Source organism: Paenisporosarcina sp. NPDC076907, assembly GCF_050269735.1.
Classification (GTDB): domain Bacteria; phylum Bacillota; class Bacilli; order Bacillales_A; family Planococcaceae; genus Paenisporosarcina.
In genome coordinates this window covers 375,735-387,980 of sequence record NZ_JBNNIX010000002.1, presented here as the reverse complement: position 1 = coordinate 387,980, position 12,246 = coordinate 375,735, and the positions used below count along the sequence as shown (strand labels likewise).

Genomic DNA, 12,246 nt, shown 5'->3' with positions numbered 1-12,246 from the left:
AAAAAATCCCCCTTTCCTCAACGTATGCTGATGAAAGAAGGAATATACTTATTTTTTTGGATAGTATTTTAGGGCAAGTGCTAAATAGATGACACAAACTATAGTAGTACTGAGGGTAATCCATCCGTCTGATAGGCCACTAAATAGGAAAACAATCGAAATCAAGGTCGGGACTGTATAGGCAAATGCAGTGGTACGCCAGACGTGTCGATAATCTCCGCGCCGTTTCCATCCTTTAAGAATCAGCATTCCCACGTATGCCATTATACTAATTCGGATGAAGATTAATAGTGTCGACATTATAAATTGAATGATGAAGGCAAAGGGGTACAGAATCCACTCCATGTCTTCTACATAGTCTAGTAAACCAACGATCGAAGAAGAGTCATTTTTAAGTTCCGTCGTAAATTGTATGAAGGACAGTATAGATAGGATTGCGACAAATACGAACACATATGTAAGCACCTTGCCAATAGGCAGTAGCCGGAAAGCGGCAATTTTTTTTGGACTAGTTATTGAAGCGAGAAATAGTTGAACTAATGACAAGAAAATCACTCCTTATTCACTATCATACTACTTTCTAAAGGTGAATTTTAAGGAATTTTTGTACAAAATACGTACAAAGTGGTACAGAATGTTAAGTAATTGTAAATTTTATGTGAAGGACCTTTACATACCTTTGTTAAACTCTACATAATTGGGACTGTTGAAGATTGTCGAAATAGGAGTTGAGGTTGAATCGTGGAACTTAATTGGCAGGAAATGCTGTTTCAATTTATTGGCGGTCTAGGGATTTTCTTGTTCGCTATTAAATACATGGGTGACGGGTTGCAAAAAGCAGCAGGAAATCGCTTACGTGATATTTTGGATCGATTTACGACGAACCCCTTTATGGGCGTTTTGGTCGGGATCGCTGTTACGATTTTAATTCAATCCAGTTCGGGTACGACGGTTATTACCGTAGGTCTTGTTAGTGCCGGCTTTATGACATTAAGACAAGCAATCGGTGTCATCATGGGTGCTAATATAGGTACAACAGTAACGGCATTCATTATTGGGTTCGACGTAGGAGAAGCAGCACTTCCAATAATGGCATTAGGTGCATTCCTGATTTTCTTCTTCAAGAAAAACCAGGTACAAAACTTAGGTGAAGTTATTTTTGGTTTTGGTGGGTTATTCTTAGGGATGGAACTAATGAGTGGTGGTATGAAACCTCTTCGTGAATTACCAGCATTTATCGACTTAACAATTAATATGAGTGAACATTCCATTCTTGGTGTAATTGTCGGAACCGTGTTTACATTAGTCGTTCAAAGCTCCAGTGCAACTGTCGGTATACTTCAAGGTTTATATTCAGAAGGAATACTAGACTTAAATGCTTCATTACCAGTACTCTTTGGTGATAATATAGGAACGACAATAACTGCAGTTCTTGCTTCAGTTGGTGCATCTATTGCGGCTAAACGCGCAGCAGCTACACACGTTTTATTCAATGTAGTAGGTACAGTTATCTTCATGATAATTCTAGGACCGTTTACGATGTATGTAGAGTGGTTATCCGGAGTTTTAGATTTAGAAGAAAAAATGCAGATTGCTTTTGCTCATGGTACTTTTAATATCGTAAACACAATCATACAATTTCCCTTAATCGGTGCTTGGGCATACTTGGTAACGAAATTTATCCCAGGTGAAGAAGTGACGATTGAATATAAACCTAAACATTTAGATCCTCATTTCATTGAGACTGCACCTTCCATTGCGATCGGACAGGCGAAAGAAGAAATCTTGCGAATGGGTCGATTCAGCGTTCAAGGTTTGCAGGTATCATTCGAATATTTAAAAACGCATAACAAAAAACATGCTGAAACAGGCTATCAACTGGAAGACGCAATAAATAATCTGGATCACAAAATCACCGATTATTTAGTGAAAATTTCTGCTGAATCAATTTCGCCTGCTGATTCATCACGCCATATCATGTTAATGGAGACTGTTCGTGATATTGAACGAGTGGGCGATCACTTCGAAAACATCATCGAATTAACTGACTACCAAGAAGTTAACCGCCTTAAATTAACAGAAGAGGCGCTTGCAGATTTAACAGACATGTTTACATTAACAATAGAAACTGTTGAGAAAGCGTTAGAAGCATTAGATTTGAACAGTCACGAATTAGCGCGTGAAGTTGCTCAACAAGAAGATTTAATTGATAAAATGGAACGTAAATTCCGGAAGAGACATATTTTACGTCTCAATGAAGGCATATGTTCTCCTCAAGCAGGGATTGTCTTTGTGGATATCGTAAGTAATTTAGAACGAATCGGTGATCACGCTGTTAATATTGCGGAAGCCGTTTTAGGTAAAAGAGCATAAAATGAAATCTCCTCTAGTGCTTTACATCTACCAAGATGTAAGGCACGATTAAGAGGAGATTTTTTTATTTGGAGGGGAAACATGGAAATTTTAGGCTGGGCATTAATTATAATCAGTTTTGTTATCGGATTCATAGGGCTGGTCTACCCGATTATTCCATCTGTCATTTTTATTATGGGTGGATTTTTGTTGCATGGCGTGTTTTTCTCTTTTGCTGAACTGCCATGGTGGTTCTGGTTAATCCAAATATTATTTGTTATTTTGCTTTTTGGAGCGGACATGATGGCAAATGCATTTGGTGTTAAAAAATATGGGGGTAGCAAGGCCGGAATATGGGGAAGCACGATTGGGTTACTAATAGGACCGATTGTTTTGCCATTCGCGGGAATCATTCTCGGACCGTTTTTAGGTGCCATTATTGCAGAGTTACTCATTACCCGTTCATCTATCAAACAAGCAATTAAGACTGGTTTTGGTTCAGTAATAGGGTTCTTGACTTCGGTAATTACAAAGGGTGTTGTGCAAATTGTCATGATCGCCATTTTCTTTTGGGTGGTCTGATCTTCAGACCAAAGTCTGAATTCACAAAATTGCGTTGTTTATATTTGAACGAAAGTACTAATTTTGATACGCTATTAAATGTAAAAACTAATAAGAGATCCTTTAGGAGGAAATGACACATGGCTTATGAATTACCACAATTACCTTACGCGTATGACGCACTAGAACCGCATATTGACAAAGAAACAATGAATATTCACCACACGAAACACCACAACACATATGTTACAAACTTAAACAACGCTCTAGCAGGTCACGATGACCTTCTTAGCAAATCAGTGGAAGAATTGATTGCTAACCTAGATGCAGTTCCTGAGTCTGCTCGTACAGCAGTTCGTAACAATGGTGGCGGTCATGCTAACCACTCATTGTTCTGGGAATTACTATCTGCAAACGGTGGTGGAAACCCATCAGGTGCATTAGCTGAAGCAATTGATACGAAATTTGGTAGCTTTGATGCATTCAAAGAAGAGTTTGCTAAAGCAGCTACTACTCGTTTCGGTTCTGGCTGGGCTTGGTTATCAGTAAATAATGGTGAATTAGAATTAACTTCTACACCAAACCAAGATTCTCCGATCATGGAAGGTGCTACACCAATCCTTGGATTAGATGTTTGGGAGCATGCATATTACTTGAACTACCAAAACCGTCGTCCTGACTACATTGGTGCATTCTGGAATGTAGTTAACTGGGATGAAGTTTCAAAACGCTACGAATCTGCTAAATAATAAGAAAACATAAAGTGTTGTCACAAAAGCTTCATTCCGGATATATATGAAGTGTTTCCTTTTCATTCGGAAGAAGACCTGGTACTTTATCTCTGACTAAACGTGAAGCAACACGAAAAATATCGAAATATGAAACAAAACACACACTCATTTCGTTAAATGGGTGTGTGTTTTTTTGCGCAAAATGATATACTACATTACAGTTAGAATGCTAGAAGGAGGACTGCTGCAGTGCGCAAAACATCAAAAAAGAGAGCGGCGAGTGCAAAAGCAAAACAACGCGCAAATGTCGCATTTCGAATGAACATCCTCTTTTTCTCCATCTTTTTGTTATTTTCTATCCTCATTTTACGCCTCGGATTTTTACAGATTGTCAAAGGAGAAGATTTTGTCCGTGAACTGGAAAGAACGGAAGAAATTCCAGTAAATTCAAGTGTTCCAAGAGGAAGAATATATGATAGTGCAGGGCGTATTTTAGTAGATAACGAACCTAAAAACGCAATAACTTACACAAAACTGCAAACGACTAAACAAGAGGAAATGTTAACCATTGCTGAAAAACTGGCAAAGTTAATCAAAAAAGAGCCAGATAATGTGACATTACGGGATAAACAGGATTATTGGATTCAACTACATAAAGAAAAAGCTTATGAAAAAGTATCCAAAAAAGATGAAAACAAATTACTATCTGATGAAACCCTAACGTCCGCGGAAATTCAACAAAAAATTGATAAATTAGTGCGAGATCGGATAACGGAAGAAGAACTTGCCAGTTTGACAGACGAACAACTTGAAGTTCTGGCGATTTACCGTGAAATGGCATCCGGTTATGCTTTATCACCCCAAATCATTAAGAGCGAAAATGTTACGCCTGAAGAATTTGCACGTGTTTCTGAACGACTGACAGAAATGGTTGGCGTCAATACCACGACCGACTGGGTGCGAGTGCCTAAATCACCACTGGCTATTTTAGGTCGTACCACATCTCCAAAAGAAGGGATTCCAAAGTCTAAATTGGACTACTTCATGGCACGTGATTATACGAGAAATGATCGGGTAGGTCGCAGTTATATTGAACAGCAGTATGAAGATATCCTTCAAGGCCAAAAAACTGTTGTGAAGAACATTACCAATGGAAAAGGGACAGTAACCGAAACGGAAACGGTCTTTGAAGGTCAGCCCGGAAAAGACCTCGTCTTAACAATCGACAGTGAAATTCAAGCAAAAGTCGAAAGTTTAGTAGAAACAAAACTACTGGATATGAAAAAGAAAAATGGTTCAAACTTATTGGACCGCGCATTTGTTGTCATAATGGATCCTAATACCGGTGAAGTGATATCAATGGTTGGGAAACAGCTAGGGAAAGACAAAAACGGTAAACAAGTAATGAACGACTATGCTTACGGGACATTCACCACGTCGTATGAAATTGGATCAACCGTCAAACCGGCAACAATTCTCACAGCTTACGACCAAGGTGTCCTTGAAATGAATGAAGTAATCGTGGATGAACCGATTCGCATTAAAGGAACAAAGCCGAAAAGTTCGATTTTCAATCGTTCTTCTAGAATTCCATTGAGTGACCTGCAAGCGCTTGAAAGATCTTCAAACGTTTATATGTTTAAAATCGGTTTCCGTTTAGCGAATGCCATTTACCAACCGGAACAATCTATCAATATTGATAAGGATGCATTTGGCATTCTGCGCAATTCCTATTCTCAATTCGGCTTAGGCGTGCCAACGGGCATTGATTTACCTGGTGAAGCTAGCGGATTTAAAGGAGAAGAACTGAAAGCAGGTAAACTGCTCGATTTAACGATTGGTCAGTTCGATACATATACACCGCTTCAAATGGCACAATATGTCTCAACTATTGCCAACGGTGGTAATCGAGTACAACCTCATGTCGTCAAAGAGATTAGAGAACCTTCATCCGACGGAATCACGATGGGTTCACTTGTGACGGAAATTGGTCCGACAATATTGAATCGTATTCACAATACACAAAACCAAATAGAACATATTAAAAAAGGTATGTCCCGTGTTTATTATGGAAATCAAGGTTCAGCAAGATCGTACTTTGGAGATGCACCGTTCCAGGCAGCCGGTAAAACCGGAACTGCCCAAGTAGTATATTACGGACCAAAACAAGAAAACTGGGGAGACAGTACCATCAACTCTACGCATATCGGATTCGCACCATTTGACAATCCTGAAATTGCTTATGCTGTTATGATTCCGTGGGCGCCATATTATAATGGCACCTATGAAAGCACAGGTACAATCCTAGCACGTGAAGTCGTCGATGCTTATTTTGCGATACAAAAAGAAAATGGCGCTTCTGAAGAAGTGGATTCCTCTACCTTAAAATCTATTAAGCCGGCATTTTCCGATACTATAATAGAAGAAGATACCGAAAAATCAGTTGAATAATATTTGAAATAAAGACCATGATAACTTCAATATCATGGTCTTTTTTATGTTTACAAATTCTTTACATTCAGTTTATATGTCCTCAACATAGGACGTTTAAAGTATTGTTTGTAAGGGAATACAACAACCAACCAACTCTAGGGGGAACTAAACGGATGAAAAACTTGAAATTCTTTATGATGTCAACAATGATTGGCTCAGCACTTGTACTAGGTGCATGTGGTAATGGAGAAAAAGAAGGTAATGGAAACGGTGAAGCGACAGAGCAACTGTCTGGTTCAGTTTCTGGGGATGGTTCATCTACAGTTGCTCCAATTACGGAAGCATTAGTTGAAGAATATGCACTTGTTCAACCAGATGTTAAAGTAACTGCTGGAGCATCGGGTACAGGTGGAGGTTTTGAAAAATTCATTGCTGGCGAAACAGACTTCTCGAATGCTTCTCGTCCAGTTAAAGAAGAAGAAGCAGCAAAACTTAAAGAAGCAGGAATTGACTACACTGAATTAGAAGTTGCCAATGATGGGTTATCAATCGTTGTAAACAAAGATAACGACTGGGCAAAAGATTTAACTGTAGAAGATCTTAAAAAGTTATGGGTAGAAGATGGAACAACGAAAAAATGGTCAGATATTAACCCAGAATGGCCAGATGAAGAAGTAGTATTCTATTCACCAGGTACAGACTCTGGTACGTTCGATTACTTCAATGAAGTCATTCTTGAAGATGCAGATATCGTAAAATCAGCAACTCTATCTGAAGATGACAATGTATTGGTACAAGGTGTACAAGGTGATAAAAATGCAATTGGATTCTTCGGTTATGCATACTATTTGGCTAATAAAGATTCAATGAATGTTGTGACAATTGACGGAGTTGAACCAACGAATGAAACGATTGAGTCTGGTGAATATAAACCATTTTCTCGTCCGCTATTCGTATATGTGAAAAATTCGTCGGTAAAAGAAAATGAAGCGGTTTATGACTTCATGAAGTTTACACTTGAAAATGCTGGAGAAATGGCTGAAGCAGTTGGCTATGTAAGCTTGCCAGAAGATAAGTATGAAGAAGATCTTAAAGCATTAGAAGGATTAAAATAAAAGATTTGCAATAAGCGGGAAAGAAGTGAGTAGCACTGGTGCTACTCTCTTCTCTTGTTAAATGATAAGAAAAGCTGGAAGGACATAAAAGGCAAAGTGTGAACGCCAAATCACACTTTGCCGTAACCCTTTTCAGAACCGATTTTTTCGGCTTTAAGTCTCGGGTTTGCTTCTTAACTTTTCTTACAATAGGGGGATTTCAAATGGCTTTAAACGAACAAGCTTCCAAGTTATCTGTCCAACAGATGATCGCTAAGCAAAAAGGCAGGAAAGGGAAGAAGTGGGTTGAGAAATCAATCCCTTTTCTTCTTTTAATAATTGCTTCAATTTCAGTACTTACTACGTTTGGAATTGTATTTACACTGCTATTCGAAACGTTGGAATTCTTTAAACGTGTACCTTTCCTAGATTTTGTTTTCGGAAAAGAATGGCTGCCATTCTCGAATAATGAACCTCTTTATGGGATTTTACCTTTAATCGCGGGAACACTTAAAGTCACATTAATCGCTGTAGTGGTTGCGGTGCCATTTGGATTAGCATCAGCTGTTTATTTAAGTGAATATGCAAGTGACAATATGCGTCGGGTAATTAAGCCAGTTCTTGAAGTACTAGCAGGAGTTCCAACCATTGTTTATGGCTTCTTTGCCTTAACATTTGTTACACCATTTCTTCAACAATTTATTCCTGAACTAAAAATTTTCAATGCGCTAAGTCCAGGTATTGTTGTCGGGATTATGATTTTACCGATGATTGCATCCTTATCAGAAGATGCAATGACCTCAGTACCAAACTCCATTCGTGAAGGGGCGTTAGCTCTTGGAGCAACAAAACTGGAAGTTGCAATTAAAGTAGTTTTACCTGCAGCATTATCAGGTATTATGGCTTCAATCGTACTTGCAGTGTCACGTGCCATCGGAGAGACGATGATTGTTTCATTGGCTGGTGGATCAACACCAAGGTTCGATTTGGATATGACCGATTCAATTCAAACGATGACGGCATATATCGTTCAAGTTTCAACAGGTGATGCCGGATATGGAACAACCATCTATTATTCGATTTATTCAGTAGGATTTACATTATTCCTCTTCACACTTCTCATGAACTGGTTAGCTCATGCGATTTCAAAACGCTTTAGGGAGGAATATTAAGATGAAATATATCGATCATACATCTGTAATCAAACGAATGAGCGGCAGAATGGTTGTCAACAAAGTATTTAAAATCATATTTTTTATGGCCACTTTATTTGCATTGTTATCCCTTGCAGTCCTGTTTTATCGAATAGTGAGTCAGGGAATAGGTTTCTTAACGCCTGATTTCTTTAATAACTTTGGATCGCGCTTCCCGGAAAAAGCAGGTATAAAAGCGGCTTTAATTGGATCACTATGGATGATGGCCGTTGTAGCACCTGTATCTTTAATTTTAGGTGTGGGTTCTGCAATATATTTGGAAGAGTATGCAAAGCAAAATAAAATAACGCAATTCATTCGCATGAATATCTCGAATTTAGCTGGCGTTCCATCTGTTGTATTTGGTTTACTCGGTTTAACGATTTTTGTAAGAGCATTAGCATTAGGAAATAGTGTGTTAGCTGCTGGATTTACAATGAGTTTACTTATCTTGCCTGTTATCATTGTGGCTTCACAAGAATCAATTCGAGCAGTTCCAAAGCATTTGCGCGAAGCTTCTTATGGAATGGGTGCTACTAAATGGCAAACAATTGTAAAAGTTGTCTTGCCTTCTGCGATACCAGGAATTTTAACAGGTGGAATTTTAGCTTTATCTAGAGCAATCGGTGAAACAGCACCACTTGTGGTAATCGGTATCCCAGTAATTATTCAATTTTTGCCGGAAAATCTACTTAGTCAATTTACTGCCATGCCAATGCAGATATTTGACTGGGCAAAACGACCACAGGAAGCATTTCAAAGTGTGGCAGCAGCTGGTATTATTGTGTTAATGATATTTTTGCTACTGATGAACTCAATTGCTGTGATCATTCGAAATAAATTCCAAAAACGTTATTAAGCCTATGCGGCACGGGAGGGTTTCAAAATGGTTCAACTGAATGTGAACAATAAAAAAACAACAAGTGAAATTACGGGTAATCAAGATACAACAAACAACAACATTGTATATGACACACGCCAATTAAATTTATGGTATGGCAATCACCACGCATTAAAGAACATCGATCTAGCCATCAAAGAAAATGAAGTGACTGCTATTATAGGGCCATCAGGTTGTGGGAAGTCGACATATATCAAGACATTGAACCGTATGGTGGAATTAGTACCTTCGGTAAAAACTTCTGGTGAAATCATATACCGGGACCGTAATATTTTTGATGCAGACTATGGTGTTGAAGAATTACGTACGAAAGTTGGAATGGTTTTCCAAAAACCTAACCCATTTCCTAAATCCATATATGACAATATCGCGTATGGTCCACGCATTCATGGGATTAAAAACAAAAAAACCTTGGATGATATTGTAGAACAAAGTTTACGTGGCGCGGCAATCTGGGATGAAGTGAAAGATCGTCTGAATGAAAATGCATACGGTCTCTCAGGTGGTCAACAACAACGTATTTGTATTGCGCGTGCCCTTGCGATTGAACCAGATGTTATTTTAATGGATGAGCCAACTTCTGCTCTTGATCCAATTTCTACACTTAAAGTAGAAGAACTAGTACAGGAACTGAAACAAAATTATTCGATCATCATCGTGACACATAATATGCAGCAAGCAGCACGTATCTCAGATCAGACTGCATTCTTCCTAAATGGAGAAGTTATCGAGTTTGATAAGACTGACACAATCTTTTCTACACCTTCTGACAAACGTACAGAAGATTACATTTCAGGACGCTTTGGTTGATCCAGAAGGGAGAAATTAAAATGGTAGTAAGAGAAAAATTTGAACATGAGCTAAGAGGTGTTCAGGAGCAATTTTTAAAGCTCAGCAATTTAGCCATTACAACATTAAACAAATCGATTGATGCATTATTAAGCCACGATGTTGATGCTGCCCTATCAATCATTGAAAATGATATCCATATCAATCGTATGGAAGAAGAAATTAATGATCGCGTCATATTATTGTTAGCTAAACAGCAACCGGTTGCCACAGATTTGCGTCGATTGATTGTATTATTGAAAGCAGCACATGATATGGAACGTGTTGGTGATTATGCGGTTAATATAGCAAAAGAAAATATCCGTATCGGTAAAGCGGATTTCATTTCACCAATCAAGAACATTGAAGAAATGCGTTCTAAAACCATCACGATGCTTACAGAAGTGATGAAAGCATTTATCGAAGAAAATATCGAAGATGCTCGCAAGATTGCTGAGCTAGATGATCAAGTAGACCAATTATATGGTCAAACGATTCAACAGCTTTTAAAGGTGGGGGCTGAAAATCCCCAAATGTTAAGTCAAGTTACTCAACTATCATTTGTTTGCCGTTACTTGGAACGATCTGCTGACCACGCAACGAATATAGCGGAACAATTATTTTATTTGGTTAAGGGTAGACACTATGAATTAAATAACTAATTTGACGGAGAAAGACAATTTTAGTCTTTCTCTTTCTATGCCGATAAATATTTCGCAGTTGGTAGTAGATTTTTTAATGAGGTATGATATAATAGGTTAGTCGTATAAATCATGCTCATAAGATTTAAAAGATTCCTGAATTAGAGTGGGAGGGATAATGATGCGCGTTAACATCACACTAGCTTGCACAGATTGCGGCGAGCGCAACTATATTTCTAAGAAAAACAAGCGTAACAACCCGGAACGTCTTGAAATGAAAAAATATTGCTCACGTGAAAAGAAAATGACTTTACACCGTGAAACAAAATAAAACCATTTAACCAAAACCTGCTCAGGTTTTGGTTTTTTTCATGGAGGGAATTTAACTTTGGAAAAATCCATTATTCGAAAGTCTATTCTTAATGATATAAACAACCTCTCAACAGAGTGGCATCAAAAACAATCAAATGTTATACATAAGAAAGTATTAATAGAAGAAACAGTTACAAAAGCACAAATTATTGGCATCACTCTTTCTGCATTTCCAGAGGTTGATACGTGGACGCTGATTGAAGAGTTGTGGGAGCAAGGAAAAAGAGTGGCTGTTCCGAAGTGTGCGCCTAAAACCAAGCAAATGACTTTTTATGAAATCACCTCCTTTGATCAAGTAGAGGTTGTTTATATGAAATTAAAAGAACCTATTCCTACGCGAACTACAAAAATGGAAGCATCACAAATCGATGTACTGATTGTTCCTGGGGTCGTATTTGATTCAAGAGGATATCGCATTGGTTTCGGTGGAGGCTACTATGATCGTTTCTTGAGCAAATACTCCGGCCCAACGATTGCTATGGCTTTTAATAAACAGGTTATTGCACAAGTTCCTGTTGAACAATATGATTTACCTGTACAATTGATTATGACAGAAACAAAAAGGATAGAATGCTTTAAGATGGAGTGAAACAATGAAATCAATTTATGATGTACTTCAATATTTAAAACGCTACGGAACTTTTATATACACAACGGATCGGCAAGCTGATTTATTGTTAATGGAAGAAGAGATACGTGAGCTGTATAATTCGCATATGATGGAAACACAGGACTTTCAAATGGCTATTCTTTTAATTCGGCAGGAACGGTCACGTTTGATTGACAAAAACATAAAATAAACCGTTAGACAATCTGGATGTGATCGTTCAGATTGTTTTATTTTTGGTAAATAATAGGTTGTGAATGAAAAGAATCTACTTTATTTTAACAAAAACGAAACTTTAATTGGTTTCACTCGTCTTATAAGGGGTAACATGGTATGGAGACATCCATCTATTTTACAATATGATTATTAACAGAAAGTTGCATGGTTGTAAAAAAAGGATTAAGATATACTAATGTTTCTTTCTTTTGTTGCATAAAATAAACTTTGTGAAATAAAATGGCTCTTGCCGTTTATGTCACGGAATATCATTGTGAAGGTCAGTCGGTTCCTCCTTTATTATTAGTGGGAACACA

Annotated in this window: 13 protein-coding genes; 12 read left to right on the top strand and 1 reads right to left on the bottom strand. The window is 37.9% G+C overall.

Going from position 1 to position 12,246, the window contains the following annotated elements:
• Positions 1 to 48 precede the first annotated feature (48 nt).
• Positions 49 to 555 (bottom strand): DUF1189 family protein, encoded by a 507-nt coding sequence (locus tag ACQKEV_RS09640; protein ID WP_427457857.1) that lies wholly within the window; start codon positions 553 to 555, stop codon positions 49 to 51.
• A gap of 186 nt (positions 556 to 741) precedes the next feature.
• Between ACQKEV_RS09640 and ACQKEV_RS09635 the strand changes: the two genes are divergently transcribed.
• From ACQKEV_RS09635 to ACQKEV_RS09580, 12 genes are all read left to right on the top strand, one after another.
• Positions 742 to 2,373 carry a Na/Pi cotransporter family protein gene (locus ACQKEV_RS09635; protein ID WP_427445638.1) on the top strand — a complete coding sequence of 544 codons (1,632 nt, stop codon included), beginning with the start codon at positions 742 to 744 and terminating at the stop codon, positions 2,371 to 2,373.
• A gap of 81 nt (positions 2,374 to 2,454) precedes the next feature.
• The gene (locus ACQKEV_RS09630; protein WP_427445640.1) at positions 2,455 to 2,934 is read left to right on the top strand and encodes a DUF456 domain-containing protein; all 480 of its coding nucleotides are present in this window, start codon (positions 2,455 to 2,457) and stop codon (positions 2,932 to 2,934) included.
• Positions 2,935 to 3,053: 119 nt separating this feature from the next.
• Positions 3,054 to 3,662 carry a superoxide dismutase gene (locus tag ACQKEV_RS09625; protein WP_427445642.1) on the top strand — a complete coding sequence of 203 codons (609 nt, stop codon included), beginning with the start codon at positions 3,054 to 3,056 and terminating at the stop codon, positions 3,660 to 3,662.
• A 231-nt stretch (positions 3,663 to 3,893) separates the two neighbouring features.
• On the top strand, positions 3,894 to 6,095 hold the full coding sequence (locus ACQKEV_RS09620) for a peptidoglycan D,D-transpeptidase FtsI family protein (protein ID WP_427445644.1): 2,202 nt from the start codon (positions 3,894 to 3,896) through the stop codon (positions 6,093 to 6,095).
• A gap of 155 nt (positions 6,096 to 6,250) precedes the next feature.
• The gene (locus ACQKEV_RS09615) at positions 6,251 to 7,192 is read left to right on the top strand and encodes a PstS family phosphate ABC transporter substrate-binding protein (protein WP_427445646.1); all 942 of its coding nucleotides are present in this window, start codon (positions 6,251 to 6,253) and stop codon (positions 7,190 to 7,192) included.
• Positions 7,193 to 7,395: 203 nt separating this feature from the next.
• Positions 7,396 to 8,343, top strand: coding sequence for a phosphate ABC transporter permease subunit PstC (gene pstC, locus ACQKEV_RS09610; RefSeq protein WP_427445649.1), 948 nt, complete (start codon positions 7,396 to 7,398; stop codon positions 8,341 to 8,343).
• A 1-nt stretch (position 8,344) separates the two neighbouring features.
• On the top strand, positions 8,345 to 9,223 hold the full coding sequence (gene pstA / locus ACQKEV_RS09605) for a phosphate ABC transporter permease PstA (protein WP_427445651.1): 879 nt from the start codon (positions 8,345 to 8,347) through the stop codon (positions 9,221 to 9,223).
• A 27-nt stretch (positions 9,224 to 9,250) separates the two neighbouring features.
• Positions 9,251 to 10,075 (top strand): phosphate ABC transporter ATP-binding protein PstB, encoded by an 825-nt coding sequence (gene pstB / locus ACQKEV_RS09600; RefSeq protein ID WP_427445654.1) that lies wholly within the window; start codon positions 9,251 to 9,253, stop codon positions 10,073 to 10,075.
• 20 nt (positions 10,076 to 10,095) lie between these two features.
• On the top strand, positions 10,096 to 10,755 hold the full coding sequence (gene phoU, locus ACQKEV_RS09595; RefSeq protein WP_427445657.1) for a phosphate signaling complex protein PhoU: 660 nt from the start codon (positions 10,096 to 10,098) through the stop codon (positions 10,753 to 10,755).
• Between the two features lie 160 nt (positions 10,756 to 10,915).
• Complete coding sequence (gene rpmG / locus ACQKEV_RS09590) at positions 10,916 to 11,065, top strand: 50S ribosomal protein L33 (protein WP_016426933.1); 150 nt, start codon at positions 10,916 to 10,918, stop codon at positions 11,063 to 11,065.
• A 57-nt stretch (positions 11,066 to 11,122) separates the two neighbouring features.
• The gene (locus tag ACQKEV_RS09585) at positions 11,123 to 11,695 is read left to right on the top strand and encodes a 5-formyltetrahydrofolate cyclo-ligase (RefSeq protein ID WP_427445659.1); all 573 of its coding nucleotides are present in this window, start codon (positions 11,123 to 11,125) and stop codon (positions 11,693 to 11,695) included.
• Positions 11,696 to 11,699: 4 nt separating this feature from the next.
• Positions 11,700 to 11,906, top strand: a complete 207-nt coding sequence (locus tag ACQKEV_RS09580) for a YqgQ family protein (RefSeq protein ID WP_427445660.1) — start codon at positions 11,700 to 11,702, stop codon at positions 11,904 to 11,906.
• Positions 11,907 to 12,246 lie beyond the last annotated feature (340 nt).

What these genes read in the sequence shown, in the direction of transcription:
- ACQKEV_RS09630 (WP_427445640.1), top strand. Translation starts at nt 2,455, where the DNA reads ATGGAAATTTTAGGCTGGGCATTAATTATAATCAGTTTTGTTATCGGA.
- ACQKEV_RS09625 (WP_427445642.1), top strand. Translation starts at nt 3,054, where the DNA reads ATGGCTTATGAATTACCACAATTACCTTACGCGTATGACGCACTAGAA.
- ACQKEV_RS09615 (WP_427445646.1), top strand. Translation starts at nt 6,251, where the DNA reads ATGAAAAACTTGAAATTCTTTATGATGTCAACAATGATTGGCTCAGCA.
- pstC (WP_427445649.1), top strand. Translation starts at nt 7,396, where the DNA reads ATGGCTTTAAACGAACAAGCTTCCAAGTTATCTGTCCAACAGATGATC.
- pstA (WP_427445651.1), top strand. Translation starts at nt 8,345, where the DNA reads ATGAAATATATCGATCATACATCTGTAATCAAACGAATGAGCGGCAGA.
- pstB (WP_427445654.1), top strand. Translation starts at nt 9,251, where the DNA reads ATGGTTCAACTGAATGTGAACAATAAAAAAACAACAAGTGAAATTACG.
- phoU (WP_427445657.1), top strand. Translation starts at nt 10,096, where the DNA reads ATGGTAGTAAGAGAAAAATTTGAACATGAGCTAAGAGGTGTTCAGGAG.
- rpmG (WP_016426933.1), top strand. Translation starts at nt 10,916, where the DNA reads ATGCGCGTTAACATCACACTAGCTTGCACAGATTGCGGCGAGCGCAAC.
- ACQKEV_RS09580 (WP_427445660.1), top strand. Translation starts at nt 11,700, where the DNA reads ATGAAATCAATTTATGATGTACTTCAATATTTAAAACGCTACGGAACT.